General features: G+C 60.5%; 22 protein-coding genes. 11 read left to right on the top strand and 11 right to left on the bottom strand.

Annotated elements, in window-relative coordinates; all coding sequences use genetic code 11:
- Nucleotides 1-38: 38 nt before the first annotated feature.
- Nucleotides 39-476: a DUF1841 family protein gene (locus F7P80_RS01235; protein WP_151042201.1), complete on the bottom strand. Its 438-nt coding sequence runs from the start codon at nt 474-476 to the stop codon at nt 39-41.
- A 97-nt stretch (nt 477-573) separates the two neighbouring features.
- Here F7P80_RS01235 and F7P80_RS01230 point away from each other — a divergent pair, with 97 nt between their 5' ends.
- Complete coding sequence (locus F7P80_RS01230; RefSeq protein ID WP_054065745.1) at nt 574-1,203, top strand: LysE family translocator; 630 nt, start codon at nt 574-576, stop codon at nt 1,201-1,203.
- Nucleotides 1,204-1,329: 126 nt separating this feature from the next.
- Entirely contained in the window at nt 1,330-1,794 is a 465-nt protein-coding gene (locus tag F7P80_RS01225) for a MaoC family dehydratase (protein ID WP_054065758.1), read from the top strand.
- A gap of 92 nt (nt 1,795-1,886) precedes the next feature.
- On the opposite strand, the gene F7P80_RS01220 is transcribed toward F7P80_RS01225, so the two are convergent.
- The 3 genes from F7P80_RS01220 to F7P80_RS01210 all read right to left on the bottom strand — a co-directional run bounded on the left by F7P80_RS01220 (nt 1,887) and on the right by F7P80_RS01210 (nt 3,628).
- On the bottom strand, nt 1,887-2,195 hold the full coding sequence (locus F7P80_RS01220) for a DUF4148 domain-containing protein (RefSeq protein WP_151042199.1): 309 nt from the start codon (nt 2,193-2,195) through the stop codon (nt 1,887-1,889).
- Between the two features lie 184 nt (nt 2,196-2,379).
- Nucleotides 2,380-2,865 (bottom strand): tRNA (uridine(34)/cytosine(34)/5-carboxymethylaminomethyluridine(34)-2'-O)-methyltransferase TrmL, encoded by a 486-nt coding sequence (gene trmL, locus F7P80_RS01215; RefSeq protein WP_151042197.1) that lies wholly within the window; start codon nt 2,863-2,865, stop codon nt 2,380-2,382.
- Between the two features lie 37 nt (nt 2,866-2,902).
- A complete protein-coding gene (locus F7P80_RS01210) occupies nt 2,903-3,628 on the bottom strand; it encodes a ComF family protein (protein ID WP_151042195.1) in 726 nt (241 codons plus the stop codon).
- Nucleotides 3,629-3,700: 72 nt separating this feature from the next.
- Between F7P80_RS01210 and F7P80_RS01205 the strand changes: the two genes are divergently transcribed.
- Both F7P80_RS01205 and F7P80_RS01200 read left to right on the top strand, forming a co-directional pair.
- On the top strand, nt 3,701-4,606 hold the full coding sequence (locus tag F7P80_RS01205) for a class I SAM-dependent methyltransferase (RefSeq protein ID WP_151042193.1): 906 nt from the start codon (nt 3,701-3,703) through the stop codon (nt 4,604-4,606).
- Nucleotides 4,607-4,731: 125 nt separating this feature from the next.
- Complete coding sequence (locus tag F7P80_RS01200; protein ID WP_054065740.1) at nt 4,732-5,346, top strand: SCO family protein; 615 nt, start codon at nt 4,732-4,734, stop codon at nt 5,344-5,346.
- A 66-nt stretch (nt 5,347-5,412) separates the two neighbouring features.
- Here F7P80_RS01200 and F7P80_RS01195 read toward each other — a convergent pair whose 3' ends face one another.
- Together F7P80_RS01195 and rpoH are read right to left on the bottom strand one after the other, a co-directional pair.
- Nucleotides 5,413-6,426, bottom strand: coding sequence for a Bug family tripartite tricarboxylate transporter substrate binding protein (locus tag F7P80_RS01195; RefSeq protein WP_151042191.1), 1,014 nt, complete (start codon nt 6,424-6,426; stop codon nt 5,413-5,415).
- Nucleotides 6,427-6,552: 126 nt separating this feature from the next.
- On the bottom strand, nt 6,553-7,497 hold the full coding sequence (gene rpoH / locus F7P80_RS01190) for an RNA polymerase sigma factor RpoH (RefSeq protein ID WP_054065738.1): 945 nt from the start codon (nt 7,495-7,497) through the stop codon (nt 6,553-6,555).
- Nucleotides 7,498-7,794: 297 nt separating this feature from the next.
- Between rpoH and F7P80_RS01185 the strand changes: the two genes are divergently transcribed.
- From F7P80_RS01185 to cutA, 3 genes are all read left to right on the top strand, one after another.
- Nucleotides 7,795-9,729 carry an FUSC family protein gene (locus F7P80_RS01185; protein ID WP_151042189.1) on the top strand — a complete coding sequence of 645 codons (1,935 nt, stop codon included), beginning with the start codon at nt 7,795-7,797 and terminating at the stop codon, nt 9,727-9,729.
- A gap of 37 nt (nt 9,730-9,766) precedes the next feature.
- The gene (locus tag F7P80_RS01180; protein ID WP_151042187.1) at nt 9,767-10,666 is read left to right on the top strand and encodes a DMT family transporter; all 900 of its coding nucleotides are present in this window, start codon (nt 9,767-9,769) and stop codon (nt 10,664-10,666) included.
- A gap of 304 nt (nt 10,667-10,970) precedes the next feature.
- Nucleotides 10,971-11,321 (top strand): divalent-cation tolerance protein CutA, encoded by a 351-nt coding sequence (gene cutA, locus F7P80_RS01175; RefSeq protein WP_151042185.1) that lies wholly within the window; start codon nt 10,971-10,973, stop codon nt 11,319-11,321.
- Between the two features lie 78 nt (nt 11,322-11,399).
- On the opposite strand, the gene ftsY is transcribed toward cutA, so the two are convergent.
- Nucleotides 11,400-12,554 (bottom strand): signal recognition particle-docking protein FtsY, encoded by a 1,155-nt coding sequence (gene ftsY, locus F7P80_RS01170; RefSeq protein WP_151042183.1) that lies wholly within the window; start codon nt 12,552-12,554, stop codon nt 11,400-11,402.
- Between the two features lie 27 nt (nt 12,555-12,581).
- Between ftsY and F7P80_RS01165 the strand changes: the two genes are divergently transcribed.
- The 4 genes from F7P80_RS01165 (at nt 12,582) to coaD (ending at nt 16,739) form a co-directional block, all read left to right on the top strand.
- Nucleotides 12,582-14,036: a M16 family metallopeptidase gene (locus F7P80_RS01165; RefSeq protein ID WP_058880301.1), complete on the top strand. Its 1,455-nt coding sequence runs from the start codon at nt 12,582-12,584 to the stop codon at nt 14,034-14,036.
- Between the two features lie 8 nt (nt 14,037-14,044).
- On the top strand, nt 14,045-15,397 hold the full coding sequence (locus F7P80_RS01160; protein ID WP_151042181.1) for a M16 family metallopeptidase: 1,353 nt from the start codon (nt 14,045-14,047) through the stop codon (nt 15,395-15,397).
- Nucleotides 15,397-16,122, top strand: coding sequence for a 16S rRNA (guanine(966)-N(2))-methyltransferase RsmD (gene rsmD / locus F7P80_RS01155; RefSeq protein ID WP_080025208.1), 726 nt, complete (start codon nt 15,397-15,399; stop codon nt 16,120-16,122). Before F7P80_RS01160 ends, rsmD begins: the two co-directional genes overlap by 1 nt.
- Before the next feature lie 125 nt (nt 16,123-16,247).
- Nucleotides 16,248-16,739, top strand: coding sequence for a pantetheine-phosphate adenylyltransferase (gene coaD, locus F7P80_RS01150; protein WP_151042179.1), 492 nt, complete (start codon nt 16,248-16,250; stop codon nt 16,737-16,739).
- A gap of 120 nt (nt 16,740-16,859) precedes the next feature.
- On the opposite strand, the gene F7P80_RS01145 is transcribed toward coaD, so the two are convergent.
- From F7P80_RS01145 to F7P80_RS01130, 4 genes are all read right to left on the bottom strand, one after another.
- A complete protein-coding gene (locus tag F7P80_RS01145; protein WP_151042177.1) occupies nt 16,860-17,180 on the bottom strand; it encodes a BON domain-containing protein in 321 nt (106 codons plus the stop codon).
- 101 nt (nt 17,181-17,281) lie between these two features.
- Complete coding sequence (locus tag F7P80_RS01140; protein ID WP_249041344.1) at nt 17,282-17,728, bottom strand: hypothetical protein; 447 nt, start codon at nt 17,726-17,728, stop codon at nt 17,282-17,284.
- A gap of 55 nt (nt 17,729-17,783) precedes the next feature.
- On the bottom strand, nt 17,784-17,951 hold the full coding sequence (locus F7P80_RS01135) for a DUF1328 domain-containing protein (RefSeq protein WP_077344400.1): 168 nt from the start codon (nt 17,949-17,951) through the stop codon (nt 17,784-17,786).
- A 222-nt stretch (nt 17,952-18,173) separates the two neighbouring features.
- Nucleotides 18,174-19,664 (bottom strand): CHASE3 domain-containing protein, encoded by a 1,491-nt coding sequence (locus tag F7P80_RS01130; protein WP_346265179.1) that lies wholly within the window; start codon nt 19,662-19,664, stop codon nt 18,174-18,176.
- Nucleotides 19,665-19,678: the final 14 nt, after the last annotated feature.

The raw sequence follows: 19,678 nt of genomic DNA, 5'->3' as shown, positions 1-19,678 counted from the left end.
GTGGCTGCGCTGCCCCGGGCGCTTGGCAGGCTTGGAACTCAGTCGCGTGTGGCGCGGCGCTGCACGGCGGCCACGTACTGGTTGCCATCGGGTGGATGGCCGTTGCGCTGGCTGTCGGCCAGCATCTGGCCCAGGCATTCCATGGTTTCGTGGTGCGCCTGGTGCAGATCCCCCCGGCGCTTGGCCAGCAGCTCCACGGCCTGGCGGATGCCGCGTGGCTGGTCAATGCTGCATTGCTCGCTGATGGACAGGTGCATGGACAGGTGCAGGAAGGGGTTGGTGCGCTCGGGCTCCAGGTCGTAGTTGCGCTGGACAGCGGCTTCCACGTCGTCCAGCTCCGCAAAGTACTCAGGGTGTTCGGCAATCCAGAGGCTGGCCAGTGTCTCGATCGCCTCCATGGGCGCGTTGTTCTTCATCTTGCTGCGCACGCTACAGAAAAAGCGGCGCACGTCGGCTTGGGTCGGGTTGAAAAGCATGATGTCTCTCAGCGTAGCATGCTGGGTGCAGGCCTGCGAACCAGCGGGGATCAGGGCGTAAGATGCGGCGCTTTGCAGCGCAGCATCAGACAGCAAGATGGATTTTCATACGTGGTTGGCCTTTTTTTCGGCATGTGTCTTTATCGCGATTTCGCCGGGCTCGGGCGCCGTGCTGTCCATGAGCCATGGGCTGGCCTACGGCGTGCGCCAGACTTCGGCCACGATTGGCGGGCTGCAGCTGGGACTGCTGCTGGTGCTGCTGATTGCCGGCGGCGGCGTGGGGGCGGTGCTGATTGCTTCAGACCTGGCCTTTACGCTGGTCAAAGTGCTGGGGGCGTGTTACCTGATTTATCTGGGCTGGAGCCAGTGGCGCAGCGTGGGCAATGGCATTGATGTGGGCTATCTGCAGGCCAAGCCCATTTCCTGGCAGCAACGCACGCTGGCGGGTTTTCTGACCAATGCCACCAATCCCAAGGGCATCATCTTCATGGTGGCGGTGCTGCCGCAGTTCCTCGCCCCGCAGCGGCCTTTGTGGCTGCAGCTGCTCATCATGTCGGTCACCTGCCTGGGCGTGGACACGGTGGTCATGCACGGCTATGCAGCGAGTGCCAGTGCCCTGCGCCGCTGGATGCGCAGCCCTGAGGCCGTACGCTGGCAGAACCGTATCTTTGGTGGTGTGCTGATGCTGGTGGGGGTGGGGCTGTTCTTTGTGCAGCGCCATGCTTGATAAAAATATAGCTGTCAGCGCTTGCTGCATAAGCGCTGGAGGCCAATTTTTATCTGAAAACTTCGGGAGAACCCCTGTCGCAGGACAGACAGACGCATGGCCGCCATGCCGCCTAGATTGGGCGGTATGCATATCTTCCATTCCTATGAAGCGCTGCGTGCCTGTGTGGGCCAGGAAGTGGCGGTGACCGGCTGGCGCACCATCACGCAGGAGCAGATCAACCTGTTTGCCGAGGCCACGGGCGATCACCAGTGGATCCATGTGGACGTCGAGCGTGCGGCGCAAGGGCCGTTTGGCGTGCCGATTGCGCACGGTTTTCTCTCGCTGTCGCTGCTGCCATGGTTCTTCAGCCAGGCGGTGCGTATAGAAGGGGAGACCATGGCTATCAACTATGGTCTGAACAAAGTGCGCTTTCCTGCGCCTGTGCCTGTGAACAGCCGTGTACGTGCCAGGGTGGCGCTGCAGGAGGTACAGACCGTGGAAGGCGGTGGCGTACAGATCACCTGGCAGGTCACGGTCGAGCGTGAGGGCGGCGACAAGCCGGTGTGCGTGGCGGAATCGCTTTCGCGCAGCTACGGCGCGCCTTTGTGACTTGGTGAGCGAGAAGTCAGACAACCGCCGAACCCGGCAGGGCACGGCGGTTGCTGCAAGCGTCGGGACTGTGCCGCAGATGGCACGGGGCATCAGAATTGGTCGAAGTAGCGATCACCCATGGTGTGCCAGCCCGCATCGCGTGCTGCGGTGGCTTCAGTCAGCACCTTGGCGCGGTCAACAGGTGGCTGTGTGGTCACAGCAGGCGCAGGCACGCTGAGTTCACCATCCATGATGCGGCCTGCATCACGGGCTGCCTGGTATTCGGCAATGACTTGAGCGCGGGTCAGCTGGCTGTCGGTGCTGAGTTCGTCAGCACGCCACTGGACTTGTTCACCGGCAAAAGCAGTGGCGGCAGCAGAGAAGGCAATAGCTACACCAATGGTGCGAATTGTAAGCATGTGTTTTCCTTTCAATCTTTTTAAAAGTAGCGTGCAACGTGCTCGCCGTAATTGATAGAGAGGAAAAATGCTTGCAGAGTTCAGCTTTTATTGCCGTATATCGCAATACGCACTGTTCTATAAATGGTGCTAATTAAATCCCGACTCATCAAAGCCCGGGCTTCAGGCTTTGATGCATGGGCCTTCAGCGGGCAGCTTCGCCGGAGGGGGTGAGAAAACCGTTTTGCCTCCAGGCTTCGAACACCGTCACCGCTACCGCGTTAGACAGGTTCAGGCTGCGCTGGCCTTCGACCATGGGCAGTCGCAGGCGCTGGGTGGTGGGGAAGGATTCACGCAACTCGGGCGCCAGGCCGCGGGTTTCGCAACCGAACACAAACCAGTCGCCGGGCTGGAATTGCAGTGCATGCGCAGGCTGGCTGCCGTGCGTGGTCATGGCAAACATGCGGCTGCGCTCAGGCTGCATGGCATCCAGAAACGCCTGCCAGTTGGCGTGGCGCTGCACACGCGCGTACTCGTGGTAGTCCAGACCGGCGCGGCGCATGTGGCGGTCTTCCATGGAAAAGCCCAGGGGCTCGATCAGGTGCAGCTGGCAGCCGGTGTTGGCGGCAAGGCGAATGATGTTGCCTGTATTCGGTGGAATCTCAGGCTCTACGAGGACGATATGAAACATGGCGGCGTATTGTCCGCTTTTGCGCTTTTCCCTGCGCTCATGGTGTGCGCGCCACGCACAGCACATCGACCTGTGCTGCACCGGCCTGCAGCAGCGCCCGCGTGGCAGCGTGCAAGGTGGCGCCAGTGGTCATGACATCGTCCACCAGCACAATGCGCTGACCGCTGATCTGCGCCCGGTGCGCCTCTGCCACGGCAAAAGCATGCCGCAGATTGCGCAGCCGCTGCGCGCGTGTCGAGCTGCTTTGCGCGGTGGTGTGCTGCACACGTTGCAGGCTGTGCAACTGGCATTTGGTGGCGTCCAGATGCCGCGCCAGTAGCGCGGCCTGGTTATAGCCGCGCTCGCGCATGCGGATGGGTGATAGCGGCACGGGAATCAGCACATCGGCAGCGGCAATGCGCTGCGCAATGGCGGCATGTGCCCGCATCCAGCGGGCCAGATGGGCGGCCAGTGCAGGCTGGCCTGCAAACTTCCAGCGTGGGATGAGCTGGCTCCATGGGTAGCCATAGTCCACCCAGGCATGGGCGCTGTGCCACACCGGTGGCTTGCGCAGACAGGCACCGCAGCGTGACTGCTCAGGGCTGAGCCCGGGCAGGGCCAGTGCGCAGCCGGTGCAGCGAAATACTGCAGGTGCAAAGCGCTGCAGGCAGTCTGGGCACACCACATCGGTACTGGGCCATGAGCGGCAGACCAGACACTGGTTGGGCAGCGACGGGAAAGATTTCACAAAGTGGAAGAACCACACTGGCCAGCGTTGCAGCATGAAATCAATATACTGCGGCGGCCCCTGTCTCTGTCATGCCGTATGACGGACGGGCGGTTTTGCTAGTGCCTCATGTCTGAACATCAACCTCCCACCATTGATCCCGTCGCCGCTGCCCGCTGGCAGCAATCAGCCCCTGCGCAGTCGCCCTGGCTGCATGAGGAAATCGGGCGGCGCATGCAGGAGCGCCTGCAATGGATGTGCCATACCCCCAAAACCTGGTGCGACTGGCAGCCCGTGCGCGGCGGCATGCAGACGCATGCGCTGATTGCCGAGCGCTATCCCCAGGCCCAGGCCTATGTGGTGGAAACGGCGCCACGCATGCAGGCGGTGGCGGCTGCCAACTGGGCCAAGCCATGGTGGAGCCCAGCACGTTTGCGTGGCAAACACACCGTGGTGGGCATGCCCCCTGCAGGCAGCGTAGACATGCTGTGGGCCAATATGCTGTTGCATCAGGAGGCGCAGCCTATGCAGATGCTCCAGGCCTGGCATGACGCGCTGGCCGTGGATGGCTTTGTGATGTTCTCCTGCCTGGGGCCGGACACTGCCCGTGAAATGCGTGCACTCTACGAGCGCATGGGCTGGCCCGTGGCCGGGCAGAGCTTTACGGACATGCACGACTGGGGTGACATGCTGGTGCATGCCGGTTTTGCCGAGCCGGTGATGGACATGGAAACCATCACGCTGACTTTCCCCACACCGCAGCGCCTGCTGCAGGAGCTGCGTGAGCTGGGGCGCAATCTCCACCCCCAGCGCTTTGCTGGCCTGCGTGGCAGGCAGTGGCTGGAGCAGCTGCATGCGGCCATGGGCGAGCATCTGCGCCTTGACAGCAGCGGTGGGCAATTGGCACTGACCTTTGAGGTGGTCTATGGCCATGCGCTCAAGCCTGCACCCCGCATGAAGGTGCAAAGCGAAAGCGCGGTCTCGCTGGACCAGATGCGCACGATGCTGAAGCAAGGCCGTACGCCAACGCCTTGAAAGTGCTTGATCTGGCGCGGTCCATGCGCCGGCTTGGCAGGTCATAGAACTGGCAGGCTGACTCAGTCTTTGTTTTTGCCGTTATGGTTGTGGCTGGAACCGCGATGCTTTTGACTGAGACTGCTATGCAAAGAAGACGTGTACTGAAAAATCTGGTGCTCAGTGCCTCGGCACTGGCTGCAACGGCCTTGCTCATGGGTTGCAAGCCCAAGTCCACCAGCCTGGAAGGGGTGGATATCTCTGGCGCTGCCTATGGCAAGGACTTCCCCTTGCCCGATGCGCAGGGCAAACATCGCTCCATTCAGGACTTTGCAGGCAAGGTCGTGGTGGTCTTTTTTGGCTATACGCAGTGCCCCGATGTGTGCCCCACGACGCTGCAGGAGCTGGCCGAAGTCAAGGAACTGCTGGGTGCACAGGGCGACCGGGTGCAGGGCGTGTTTATCTCTGTCGACCCCGAGCGCGATACACCGGAAATTCTGCAGGCCTATACGCAGGCCTTTGACCCCGGCATGGTGGCGCTGACCGGCACGCCTGAGCAGATTGCCGCTGTGGCCAAGGATTTCAAGGTGTTCTACAAAAAGGTGGAAGGCAAGCAACCCGGCAGCTATACCGTAGATCACTCTGCTGGTCTGTATGTGTACGACCCCAAGGGCCAGCTGCGCGTTTACCACCGCTACGGGCAGGGCGCACAGGCGCTGGCCAAGGATGTGCAGGCACTGCTGAACGAATCCACCTCGTGATGCAACAAAAAAAGATCCACCGCAGGGTGGATCTTTTGCTTTTGAGGGCCAGTAGATGGGTGCGTCTTACTGGGTGCTGATGTGTTGCTCTTTGATCAGACGGCTCAGTGCTTCCGTGTCTTTCTTCACGCGGTTGGCCAGCCCTTCAGGCGATGTGGCCACGGTTTGCCAGCCTTGCTGGTACAGCTTTTCGCGCACTTCAGGGGTGCGTGCAATCTCGATCAGCATGTTGGCCAGCTTGGCGCGGGTGGCCTCGGGCATGGAGTAAGGGGCTGCAAAGGCGTTCCAGATCTGCAAGTCAAAGTCTGGCACACCTACTTCGGCCAGGCTGGGCACATCAGGCGCCAGAGGGCTGCGGCCGCCGGAGGTCACGCCAATCAGACGCAGCTTGCCCGCCTGTGCCTGGCTTTGTGCCAGTGCGGGAGGCAGCAGTGCCATCTGCAGTTGCTTGCCCAGCATGGCGGTAGCCACCTGTGGGTAGCCGTTGTAGGGCACGTGTACGGGGTTGATGCCGCTGCGTGCCTTGAGCAGTTCCGTGCCCAGATGGCCAATCGTGCCTACGCCGGGGGTGCCGTAGTTCCACTGGTCGCCAGCGGCCTTGGCGGCGGCAAAGAAGGCCTTGCCATCGGCATCCCTGGGTACGCCGGGCTGCTCCACCGGAGCAGTCAGCACCAGGGGCGAGACGCCGATCAGCGTCAGCGGAGCCAGGTCGGTGAGTGGGTCGTAGGGCGTGGCGGGGTTGAGGATCTTGGCAATCGTCATATTGCCGTTGATCATCAGACCGATGGTGTGGTCATCCTGCGCACGCGCGACTTCTGCTGCGCCGATGTTGCCGCCTGCACCCACCTTGTTTTCCACAATGACGGGCTGGCCCAGCATCTTGGACAGCGGATCGGCAAAGGTACGCGCTGTCAGATCGGGCGAAGAACCACCGGGAAAGCCCACCACAATGCGTACCGGCTTGCTGGGCCAGTGTTCCGTAGAGGATGCGGCAAAAACAGCAGGGGCAGCCGCGCTGGCCAGCAAGGCAACGCCGGAAGCCAGAACGCAGCGACGGGCAAGAGAAGAGATGGATGTCATGGCTTGTAAAGCGTGAAATCTGCAGAAGGCGATGATTTCTTGCAGGAAAAAAGAAAGCCCGGAGATTATCCGGGCTTGCTCAAACATGAATCTGGCATTTTTCAGCCAGCGTGTGCAGGAACGTTCTCAGGCAAATTCTGCCAGCGCTTTTTTCATCTTTTTCATAGCGGCCACTTCAATCTGGCGAATGCGCTCAGCGCTCACGCCGTATTCAGCAGCCAGCTCATGCAGCGTCATGCCGCCGGAGCCATCGTCGTTCACCTTGAGCCAGCGTTCTTCCACGATGCGGCGGCTGCGCGCGTCCAGCTGCTCCAGTGCCTGGGCAATACCGTCGGTGGCCAGCACATCACGCTGACGGCTTTCGATCATCTGCGTGGGCTCATGCGAGGCGTCCGACAGATAGGCGATAGGACCGTAGGCCTGCTCACCATCGTCACCAGGCGTGGGGTCCAGCATCACGTCGCCACCCGAGAGACGGGTTTCCATTTCCATCACTTCTTCAGGCTTGACGTTGAGCTTGGCAGCCATGGCGTCCACCTGCTGTGCAGTCAGGGTTTCGCGCAGGGACAGATCATCGTCCATGGCAGCATCAGCCTGCATGCCCTGCTTGAGCGAGCGCAGATTGAAGAACAGCTTGCGCTGGGCCTTGGTGGTAGCCACCTTCACCATGCGCCAGTTCTTCAGAATGTATTCGTGAATCTCGGCCTTGATCCAGTGAATGGCATAGCTGACCAGACGCACGTTTTGCTCTGGGTCAAAGCGCTTGACGGCTTTCATCAGCCCGACATTGCCTTCCTGAATCAGGTCGCCGTGGGGCAGACCGTAGCCCAGGTACTGGCGGGAAATCGACACCACCAGGCGCAGGTGGGACATGATCAGACGCCCGGCGGCGTCCAGATCGTTGTGTTCTTTGAGCTTGCGTGCGTAGTCACGCTCCTCTTCCTGGGTCAGCATGGGCAGACGGTTGACAGCCGCAATGTATGCATCCAGGTTGCCCAGCGGAGGAACCAGAGACCAAGGATTTGCAGGTGCCAAGGCCGAAGCAGCATGGGTGCCAGTTAGGTTTGTCATTGCAGTCATCCTTTCATCCATTGCTTCATATTAGCACTGTGTTTGAGAGAGTGCTAAACCAAAAGTTCCCCAAAGGTTTATAGGGGCTGTGCTAGCAGTGTAGCTGCGGGAATCGGCAGGCTGTTGTAGGGCAATGCCAATGCAAGTTGTTTGAGCAATAAGCCCTTGGGGTGGAAGGTATTGGATTATCTTGGTGCATATGGCTTGCGCTATGGTCAAGTATTTGTATGTGTCATAAATAATCAGCTGCTGGCATATTGGTGCTCATGCAAAAGATCTTATGGGGAGAGGTCGTCGATGGTGAACAAAATGGGTGATGTCACGCTGCACCCTAATTCCTGGCTGAAGGAAATGGCGCGCCTGAATCCATCCAAATGGAATATGAGCCGCTCCTGCCGCGCCTCGCTGGCGATTGCATTACCCATGCTGGTGGGCTATTACACCCACACCCTCATGTACACCATGTGGATTTCCATGGGCGCCATGTTCCCCTCCATTGGCGAGCGGGATGCGCCTTATGGGTTCACTGTGCGAAAAATTCTGATTTCTGCACCCATAGGGGTGTCAGGCTTTCTGATGGGCTATCTGAACACCTGGGGGCTGGATTGGGGCTGGATCGTGCTCATCATGAGCGCTGTGGGCTTTGCCATGGCCATTGCCAGCAGCTACAGCGCCACGATCTCGATTGGCTGTCTGCAGTTCATGGTGATGGCCGCAGTGTCGCTGGGTAATCCGGAAATTGGTCATTTCTGGATGTCCTCGCTGCTATTGCTGGGTGGTGCCTCGTTTTATCTGCTGCTGCTTTATCTGGAGAAATGGATTTGCCCACACCATATTCGCCGGGATGCGATTGAGCAGGTATTGCATGCCTTGATTGCGCTGTGCCAGAAAAAAATAGAACAGGCTGATGTGGAATCTGCACGTCTGCAGTTCAATATGAAATATGAAGCGCTATATACATTGATGCTGCAAAAGCGTTATCAGGCGCTTGGTCACAATATTGTGTGGGACCAGACCGCAGAGGTGGTTCAGAATATGGACAACCTGTTTGCCATCATTATGGCTACGCAGAACCGGGATGAGATTGCGCAGATTCAGACCTGTCTGCAGCAAATGGTGCAGGCGCTGGTGCAGGATCAGCGCCTAGAACCGGGGCACCCCGATGGCTTGGCGCAGTGGCAGGCGCTCAATGATCTGACGCTGGCCCTGTGGGGCCGAGCACCGGTGTCTGCTACCCCCCAGAATCTGCCGCAGCGCGCACTGAATCTGCGGCTGACGCTGCAAAAACTTTCTCCGGGCCGTGCGACGGTGCGCTCTGCGCTGGCGCTGGCGCTGTGTACGGCGATTGGCTATGCCATCCGCTGGGTGGATGATGTCTCGCATTGGTACTGGGTGCCGATGACCGTCTCCATTGTGATGAAGCCAGAGCTGGGCTCCATCTTTGTGCGGGCCGTGCAGCGCACCGTGGGCACGGCGGCCGGGGTGGTACTGGGGGGGCTGCTGCTGGCGCTGGTGCCTGTGGGGCCACTGTTCATTCTGATCATCGCAGCCATCACCTTTGTGCTGCCCTGGCTGGCACCACGCAATTACGCGCTCACGGCCTTTGCCATTACGCCGCTGGTGCTGGTGCTGATCGACTTTCTCTCCCCTGCGCGCAGCGGCATGCAATATGCCGATCTGCGGCTGCTGGATACCTTGATGGGCTGCGCCATCGTGCTGCTGTTTGGTTATCTGCTGTGGCCGCGCCGCCATGCGAGTGAGCTGCAGGAGTCCATGGCGCAAGCGCGCCAGGCCATTGCCCACTATCTGCAGCTGGTGCTGGACCACCGGCTGCAGCCGGAAAGTGCCGATGTCAGCGAGGCACGCCGCGCTGCCTACGGCAAGCTGGTGGACATGCGGGCAGCGCTGCAAAAGTCCATGGCTGAGCCACCGCCTGCCGGTTATGAGGCGGCAGCCTGGTTCCCGCTGGTGGCCTGCGCAGCGCGGCTGTGCGATGCCATTACGGTGTACTCAGCCAGTGCCAGTGCGCAACCTGACGAGCAGGAGTGGGCCTGGCTGCAGCAGATGCCGCAGGCGATTGCGGGGCTCCAGTCTCTGCCTGAGCTACCTGCGCAGTTGCTGGATGGGCACAGCCCCGAGTCGCAGCTGATTGCCAGCATCCGCAAGGAAACCCACACTCGCGAGCGGCTGTACGAGAAAGCGGTGGCACCGACTGCAGCTGCTGCGACCTGAGCCAGCGTTACAGTAGGGTCTTTCAGACATTGCTCCCATGTACACACCTTCCCGCTGGGGCGCGTATGGCTGTCTGGCGCTGAGCATGGCGCTGGTAGGCAGCTATGTGGCGCTGTCCAAACCTCTGGCTGCACTGTTTCCCATCCTGCTGCTGGCATGGCTGCGCTTTGGCATTGGCGGCGTCGCCATGCTGCGCTGGCTGCGCCGTGCGCCGGGTGAAGCGCCTTTGCAGGCGCGCACGCGCTGGCTGCTGTTTCTGGAGTCTTTCTTCGGCAACTTTCTGTTCACGCTGTGCATGGTCACGGGCGTGAGCCTGACCAGCGCCGTCGCTGCGGGCGTGACCATGGCTGCCATTCCCGTGGCCGTGGCCGTGCTCAGCTGGGTGATTCTGCGCGAGCGCATTGCACCGCGCACCTGGGTGGCCGTGGCGCTGGCGGTGGCCGGGATTGCGCTGTACGCCTGGGTCAAGCCCGAAGAAGCTGCAGACAGTCGCAGCCCTTACGCCTGGCTGGGGCAGTTGCTGCTGCTGGGGGCCGTGCTGTGTGAGGCCACCTATGCTGTGCTGGGCAAGCAGCTCACGGCCTCGGTATCGCCCAAGCGCATCAGCGCCATCGTCAACCTCTGGGGTTTTGCGCTGACCACGCCGTTTGGCCTGTATCTGGCCTGGCAGTTTGACTTTGCCAGCATCAGCCTGCCGAACTGGACGTTGCTGCTGTTCTATGCGCTGGCCGCCTGTGTGTGGACCGTCTGGCTGTGGATGACGGGTCTGCGCGTGGTGCCTGCCGCACAAGCGGGGGTGTTTACCGTCATGCTGCCGGTGAGCGCTGCCGTGGTGGGCGTGGTGGCGCTGGGTGAGCCTATCACCGGCCTGCAGCTGCTGGCTCTGGGCATTGCGTTGCTGGGTGTGCTGGTGGCGACCTGGCCCAGCAGGCGCTAGGGCGTGTTCACATAAAGCTTGAGATTCGCGTTGAAGGCTTGGGGATGGGATGCTAGGCGCGGTGGCGCAGCAATGCCGAGCGCCTTGCAAGCCGCCGCAACAACGCAGACCGCCCCAAGCCTTCAACCCCATTTGTGATCTCCATAATCAGGGGCAGCCACGACAAGGCCGCCACTGCATTGTTGCCCACCTTGCGCGGGTGCGCACCCGCGCTGCGCCGTGCGTCGCGCATTGCCAGCCTTGTCGTGGCTGCGCGAACCCAATGTTTATGTGAACACGCCCTAGACGCAGGACAATGCAGCCCATGGAGATTGCAAACTGGAACAACGTGGCGGTGCTGACCAGCACCGTAGACAGCGCGATCGATGCCGAGCGCCTGGCACAGACCGCCGTGCAGGCGCGTGTGGCGGCCTGTGTGCAGATAGAAGCCATCCATTCCCACTACGAATGGCAAGGCAGCCTGGAGCGCAGCGCCGAGTGGCGGCTGGTTTTCAAGACCTTGCCCGAGGCGGTGGATGAGCTGCTGGCCTGGCTGAAGGCCGAACACCCGTATGAGGTGCCGCAGCTGTTGCTGCGCATGGAGGCTGCGCATCCGGACTATGCAGGCTGGGTGGCGGCACAGGTGGACATCAAAAAAGTGAGCTGCCAGCGCTGATAAAAAAATGACTTCAGATACTTTTGTATCTGAAGTCCTTGTTATGCAAGCGCAAGGCGCTATGAAAATTCTAGAGCCTTAGGTCAGCAGCGCCTGGGCAAACTCCTTGGCGTTGAAGGTTTCCAGATCTTCCAGCTTTTCGCCCACGCCGATGAAGTACACGGGAATGGCGTGCTCCTGCGCAATCGCGGCCAGCACGCCGCCCTTGGCGGTGCCGTCCAGCTTGGTCACGATCAGGCCTGTCAGGCCCAGGGCATCATCAAAGGCCTTGACCTGATGCAGCGCGTTCTGGCCGGTGTTGCCGTCGATGACCAGCAGTACTTCGTGAGGAGCAGAGTCATCGGCCTTGGTGACCACGCGCTTGATCTTCTTGAGCTCTTCCATCAGGTGCAGCTGCGTAGGCAGGCGGCCTGCAGTGTCGACCAGCACGACGTCCTTCTTGCGTGCCTTGCCTGCGCTCACGGCGTCAAAGCTCACGGCAGCGGGGTCGCCCCCGGTCTGGCTGATGATTTCCACGGTATTGCGGGTGGCCCATACGCCCAGCTGCTCGCGGGCAGCTGCGCGGAAGGTGTCGGCTGCGGCCAGCAGCACAGACTGGTTGTTGTCCGCCAGGTGCTTGGTGAGCTTGCCAATCGATGTTGTCTTACCTGCGCCGTTCACGCCGGCCACCATGATGACGGTGGGCGTGTGCTCGCCGATGGTCAGCGGCTTTTCCAGCGACTGCAGCAGGTCAGCCAGGGCATCGGCCAGCAGTGCCTTGACGGCAGCTGGATCGGTGGTCTTGGTTTCCTTGACGCGGCGCTTGAGGTCTTCGAGCAGATACATGGTGGCTTTGACACCGGTATCGGCCATGAGCAGTGCGTCTTCCAGCTCTTCGTACAGGGCATCATCAATCTTGGTGCCCGTGAATACGGAGGTAATGCTGGTGCCGGTCTTGCGCAGCCCCGCTTTGAGGCGGTCCATCCAGCTGCCGCGGTCGGCAGGCAGTGTGGGCTTGGCCTGGGGTTCTGGTGCTGCCTCAAAGGCTTCGGGCGCAGGGCTGGAAGGAACTTCTTCCTTGCCGCTTATTCCGAAGGTATTGCGAAGCCAGCCGCCGACAGAAGCTGTCTTGGCTGCAGGGGTGGAACTGTCCTCGGCCTGGGGGGCAGAGGTCGTAGATGCGACGTTCTCAGCCTGCTCAAGCGCAGGCGTGGTGTCGGCAGATGGGGCTTTTTTCTTGAAAAAACTGAACATTGGCGGGTTCTTAGAATCCTTCATTCTATGAAACGAACTTTATCCCTCCTAGCGCTTGTGGCCAGCCTGAGTGCGATGGCCGAGAATTCGCAGCCCGTGGGCGCGTCATCCATGCCTGCGTCCCAGGCTGCCAGCACGACGACGGCGGCCAGCCCAGCGACAGCTGCGCAGCAGTTTACTTTGAGCAACGGCATGCAGCTGATCGTTCAGCCAGATCACCGTGCACCCACTGCCATCAATATGGTGTGGCTGCGCGTGGGTGCCATGGATGAAGTCGATGGTACGACCGGCGTGGCCCACGTGCTGGAGCACATGATGTTCAAGGGCTCCAAAGAGCTGGCGCCGGGTGAGTTCTCGCGCCGCGTGGCTGCGCTGGGCGGGCAGGAAAACGCTTTTACCAATCGTGACTACACGGGCTACTACCAGCAGATTCCTGCCAATCGCCTGCGTGAGGTGATGGCGCTGGAAGCAGACCGCTTTGCCCACAACCAGTGGCCAGACGAAGAGTTCACCAAGGAAATCGAGGTGGTCAAGGAAGAGCGCCGCATGCGCACGGAAGACAATCCGCGCGCCATGCTGTTTGAGCAGCTCTCGGCCGCGGTCTTCCATGCCAATCCCTATGGCCGCCCGGTGGTGGGCTGGATGAGCGATCTGGAAGCCATGACACCCGATGACGTGCGCGAATTCCACCAGAAGTGGTATGTGCCCGAGAACGCCACCGTGGTGATTGCCGGTGATGTGGACGTGGACCAGGTCAGGCAGTGGGCAGAGGAAACCTACGGCAAGATTCCTGCCCGCCCCGCGCCGGTGAGTAAGCCGCGCGAGGAGCCGCGCCAGCTGGGCATGCGCCGCATTGAAGTGAAGCAACCCGCGGAGCAGGCCTATGTGGCCATGGCCTACCGCGTGCCTTCCATCCGTAATGTGCAGAACCTGACGGCTGAAGACAAGGATGCGCTGGCGCTGCTGGTGCTCTCTGCCGTGCTGGACGGCTATGACGGTGCACGCTTGGAGCGTGCGCTGGTGCAGGGCAAAGACCGTGTGGCTGATGGCGCAAGCAGCTCCGCAGGCGTGATGGGGCGCGGCCCCGCGCTGTTCATCCTCTCGGGCGTTCCTGCGCAGGGCAAGAGCACGACCGAGCTGGAGCAGGCCCTGCGCGCCCAGGTGCAGCGCATTGCCAGGGAAGGGGTGACCGATGCCGAGCTGCAGCGCGTCAAGACCCAGTGGCGAGCCTCGCAGGTGTATGAGCGCGACTCTGTCATGGGCCAGGCACAGAGCCTGGGCAGCTACTGGGTGATGGGCATGCCTGTGAATGCGGAAGAGTTGCTGCTGGATGCGCTGATGCAGGTCACGCCTGCCGATGTGCAGCGTGTAGCCGGCCAGTACTTTGGCGATGACCAGCTGACCGTAGGCACGCTGGTGCCACAGCCACGTGCGCTGGGTGATGCCCCCCGTGCTGCAGTTGCCGTTCCCCACAAGCATTGAGAGCGAACATGAGAAAAGTAAAAAACATAGCTGCCAGCGCTTGGCTGGTGGGCGCTTTGGCCGGTTTTGGCATGAATTCCGCGTGGGCGATTTTGCCAATTCAGCACTGGACACAGCCCTCTGGTGCCCAGGTCTGGCTGGTAGAAAGCCCGAACATCCCCATGGTGGATGTGCAGGTGATGTTTGATGCCGGTGCACGCCGCGATCCTCAAGAGCAGGCCGGGCTGTCTACCGCTGTCAGCATGATGCTGGACAAAGGGGTGAAGGCCGAGGGCAAGCTGCCAGCGCTGGATGAAAACGCGCTGGGCGAGGCCTGGGCGGACCTGGGAGCTTCCTTTGGTGCCAGTGTGGACAGGGATAGCTTTGAGTTTTCACTGCGCAGCCTGACAGAGCCTGAGCTGCTGCAGCGCTCGGTCGAGCTGGCTTCGCGCCAGATGGCCAACCCCAGCTGGCCTGAGCAGATCTGGCAGCGTGAGCGTGCACGCTGGACGGCTGCGATTGCGGAGTCCAACACCCGCCCCAGCACCGTGGCAGGCAAGGCCTATGCGCAGGCTGTGTATGGCGCTCACCCCTATGGTCAGCGTGCGACAGCGGAGTCACTGCAACGCGTTGACACTAAGGCCATGCAGAACTTCTACCGCGACATGTTCCAGGCCTGCCGCGCCAAGGTCAGCGTGGTGGGGGCGGTAGACAGAGCGCAGGCCGATACGCTGGTGCAGCAGCTGCTCTCACGCCTGCCCAAGGACGATGGCAAGGGCTGTGCACCACTGCCTGCCGTGCAGGAAGTGCCAGTGCTGGAAGCTGCCAAGGACATCCGCATTCCCTTTGCATCCGCTCAGGCGCAGGTGTTGATTGGCCAGCCCGGCATCAAGCGCAATGACCCGGATTTCTTCGCCCTGCTGGTGGGCAACCACATTCTGGGCGGCGGCGGACTGGTGTCCCGCCTCATGGAGGAAGTGCGTGAAAAGCGCGGTCTGACCTATGGGGTCTCGAGCAGCTTCTCGCCCGGCCTGCATGCAGGCGCCTTTACCGTGGGCCTGCAGACGCGCCCCGATCAGGCCGAGCAGGCCCGCCAGGTGGCCCACGAGACACTGAAAAAATTCATTGCTGAAGGCCCTACAGAGCAAGAACTGCGCGATGCCAAGGACAATCTGGTCGGCAGCTTTGCGCTGCGTATCGACAGCAACCGCAAGCTGTTGGCCAATGTGGCCAATATCGCGTGGAATGATTTGCCCCTGGACTATCTGGATCACTGGACTGACCGGATCGAAGCCCTGACGGTGGACGAGGTACGCAGTGCCATGCAGCGTGCGATCCAGCCTGATCGCATGGTGACCGTCGTGTTAGGGGAAAAGAAATAATGGGCCGCAACAGTTATCGCAATATTGAAGAAGCATTGGCGCTGGAAGCGCGCCTGAAACGCCGCGAAGCCTACAAGCAGGCGGAGGCAGAGGCCGCCGCCGTTGCCGCAGGCAAAAAGCCTGGCAGCAAAGCCCAGGGTAAGTCTGCCAGGCCCGGTGCAGGTGGTGCGGGTGAAGTGCGCATCATCGGTGGGCAATGGCGTCGCACCCGTCTGGCGGTGGCGCAACGCCCTGGCTTGCGCCCCACACCAGACCGTGTGCGCGAAACCCTGTTTAACTGGTTGGGGCAGGATCTGGGCGGCTGGCGCTGCCTGGATGCCTTTGCGGGCACCGGTGCGCTGGGTTTTGAAGCCGCTTCACGCGGTGCCGCGCAGGTGCGCCTGATCGAGCAGGATGCTGCGCTGGCGCAGCAGCTGGAGCGACTGACCCAGCAGCTCAAGGCAGACGCCGTACAGGTGCAGCGTGGCGATGGTGTTGGTGCACTGAACCACAGCGTGGCAGGCCACTGGCATGCCGTGTTTATTGATCCTCCGTTCGCCATGGAGGCATTGTTTGCCCCTGCGCTCAAGGCCGCGGCCCATGCGGTGGCCGACGACGGCTTTGTCTATCTGGAAGCACCCAAGGTCTGGGATGATGAGGCGCTGGCGGCATTGGGCCTGCAGCAGTACCGCTATCTGAAGGCAGGCAATGTGCACGCACACTTGCTGAAAAAACGCGCAGACTGAGGACTGAATCTCGGAATTGATAGCTTCCAGCGTTTGCTGCATGCGCGCTGGAAGCTATTTTTTTGCCCCAAATCCAGGGCAGGCATAATCGCGCGCATTGCAATGCACACCACATGGAGATCGCTATGGCTGAGCACGTAGTTGCCGTGTATCCCGGCACGTTTGACCCCATCACGCTGGGGCATGAAGACATGATTCGCCGGGCGAGTCAGCTGTTTGGTGAGGTGGTGGTCGGGGTGGCCATGGCGCACCACAAGAAGACCATGTTCACGCTCGAAGAGCGCATGGCCATGGCGCGCTCCGTATTCAGCGATGTGCCCAATGTGCGCGTGGAGAGTTTTGACGGTCTGGTGCGTGACTTTGTGAAGCAGCAGGGCGCCAAGGTGATGGTGCGCGGTCTGCGTTCAGGCACGGACTTTGACTATGAATTTCAGCTTGCTGGCATGAACAAGCATTTGCTGCCGCAGGCCGAGACAGTGTTTCTGACGCCCAGTGCCGAGACCATGTTCATCAGCAGTACGCTGGTGCGTGAAATTGCCACGCTGGGGGGCGAGGAAGTGCGCAAGTTTGTGTCACCCACGGTGCTGAAGGCCTTGCTGGCAAAGCTGGCTGCCTGACGCAAGCGCACACAGGAACAGCACAACACCACCAGCGGCGGTGGACGGACCGCTGGTGGTGCTGGAAAGCGTAAGACAGGATCGCAGGATGGCTGCCTGATGCCCGCGATCTCGCAACCCTCAGGGGCGAACCACAATGTTGTTGCGCACCGCGACCACGCCATTGACACTGCGTGCAATGGCACCAGCGCGGTCTTTTTCAGCCTGGCTCTTGGCAAAACCGGACAGTTGCACGGTGCCCTTCATTGTTTCTACGGAAATGGCGGTGGCAGCGACGGTCTTGTCTTCTGCGAACTTGGCCTTGATAGCGGCGGTGATGCCAGCGTCGTCTACATAAGAGCCTACGGACTGCTGATCACGGAACACGGAGCAGCCTGTGGCACCGATGATGGTGGCGCCTACCAAGGTGGCGAATGCGATGGCACGTGTAGTTTTCTTCATAGACGTCCTTTGAATTCAGAGGAAGGTTGGGTGCGCAATGATGGGTCCCTTGGCATGCGCACCATGAGTGCCACGGGCTGAAAAAATGGAGAGAAGCTCGTTCAGCGGCGGCGGCCAAGCATCATCAAGGCCGCTGCCGTGACGGCAGCCCCTACGGCGGCAGCCATGATCAGCGCTTTGCCGGGCCGCTCGACCATGTAATGCGTGGTGGTCTCGGCTGCTTCCAGCATGCGGCGGCGGGCCTTGTCAGAACTGTCTGCACAGAAGGCAATGCTGCGGCTGCAGAAGTCCTGTGCCCGGGTTGCCAGCTGTTCAATCGCAGGGGCCAGCTCTTTTTCCACAGCCTGCAGGCCTTCCTGGGCTTTGTTCCGTGCACTGCTGGCTGCTTCCCGTGTGCTCTTGATGGCTTCCTGTGCCATGTCTTCGGCGTCATCCGCCATCGCTTTGGCTTGGGATGCGGCGTCTTGCGCAGCATCCTGCAGGCTGTCCTGTATGTCATCGACGGCTTCTGCAATGGCTTTCTTGCTGTGTTTGGAGGTGCTGCTCATAGTTTTCATCTTTCAATGTGTCAACAATGCGTCGCGGTGAGCTATGAGCTCGGACCTAGCCTTTTTTCTTGAGCAGGCCCAGAACAAAGGTGACGATCGCCATGACCACGAAGACGAAAAACAGAATCTTCGCAATACCCATGGCACCGGAGGCAATGCCACCAAACCCGAATACGGCAGCAATCAATGCAATCACGAGAAATACGAGGGCGTAATGCAGCATGTTGTCTCCTTGGTATTTGTTTCAGTTTGTACTCACTTTGTTTTTAAGCTTTTATATATAAGCAATCGAAGTTCGATGTGCTCAATGTAGTGCGGCAGAAAAACTGTGAATGCCAGATGTGGCTAGGGGCTGGTGTCAGCATATGACTGGGCGGCCATGTGCTAGCAGGACTACATGTGCCGCTTTTGCTGGTGGCGCAGGCAGGCGCAGCGCATGCATGTGTCATGTCGACAAATGCTGGTTTGAAAATAAAAAAGCCCTATGCAGCATGGCTGCAAAGGGCTTTGGCGCTATTGCGCTGTTCTTGCGGTTAAGGCCCGTCAGGAAGGCTGTACGGCCTCGTCCTGGGTGCTTGGCTGGTTGTCGCTGTGCTGTGCTGCCGTCGGGATGATGGCCGAGACCCGTTGTGCCTTCGCCAACCGTAGATTGAATGGTCAGGCGGCCGCCTGCAGCCTCTACGCGGTGGCGCATGCCAGCCAGTCCATGCGAATTGGGGCGGATGCTGGAGGTGTCGAAACCGCGCCCATTGTCTGCAATCTGTACTGCGACATAGGTGGGGTAGTTGTGTACGGAGACGTGGACGGTTGTGGCTTTGGCATATTTGCCGATATTGGTCAGCGCTTCCTGTACCAGGCGGTAGATGGTCAGCTCTGTGGCTTCGCCCAGTTCCACGGGCTCCAGATGGGCTTCTAGCGTCAGACCGCTGCGCGTGGAAAACTCGCTGGTCAGAATTTCCAGTGCAGTGGACAGCCCCAGATTCGCCAGGGACGAGGGGCGCAGGTCTTCCACGATCCGGCGCTTGAGTGCAATACCGCTGTTGAGCGTTTCCGTCAGGTGCTTGACGCGGTCGGCCGCTTCCGGGTTGTTCATGTCGATCTTGGACTTCAGGCGTGCCACATCGAGCTTGGCAGCAGTCAGCAGTGCACCCAGTTCGTCATGCAGCTCCCGTGCGAGGTGGCCGCGTTCATCTTCTCGCACCTGCTGCAAGTGAGTCGCCAGCTCGGTCAGCGTAGCTGTGCGCTCACGCACCAGCTGCTCTAGGCGTGAACGCTCTTCGGACTGCAGCGCCTGCTCACGGCGGTGCAGACGTGCCACCAGCTTGTTCTGGCGCAGGTACAGGTAGAAGGCAAACAAGCCGATCAGGGTGATACTTGTCACGCCAATATGCGCCCAGAGCAGGGAAGTCTTGATGCTTTGCTCGTACTGCTGCACATCGCTGGCCATCATGGCATCGAGCTGGCGTGCCAGGGAGCGGATGCCGTTCATGTCCTTGTTGCCCATATCGGTGAACATGACGAACTTCAGTGCATCTGCATTGCCTTCTTCAAAGAGCTTGAGGCTCAGATCCATCTCGGCCGTTTTGCGCTGAATGGTCTGGGCCAGAGGAATGAACAGCGCCAGCTTCTGGGGGGTGTTGTCCACCTGCTGACGGATGACTTCCAGTGACTGGTGAATATGCGAGATGGCATTGCTGTAAGGCTGCAGGTACTGGGCATCATGCGTGAGTAGATAGCCGCGCAAGCCTGTCTCGGCATCCAGCATGTCCCGCAGCAGCGTGCTGGTCTCAGTGCGAGTGTCGTATGTATACGTCAACTCCGACAGCGATTTGCTGGTCTGCTGATACCCATACTGACTGGTGCCAATCATGAGGCCTGCCGCTAATATGGCCAGTGGCATGCCAATTGCCAGGTGTCGGAATTTTCTCCAGTTCACTTCAAATCCTCCAA

The sequence above is a fragment of the Comamonas kerstersii genome (genome assembly GCF_008801935.1).
Lineage (GTDB): Bacteria > Pseudomonadota > Gammaproteobacteria > Burkholderiales > Burkholderiaceae_C > Comamonas > Comamonas kerstersii.
This window is presented reverse-complemented; position numbering and strand designations above follow the sequence as displayed.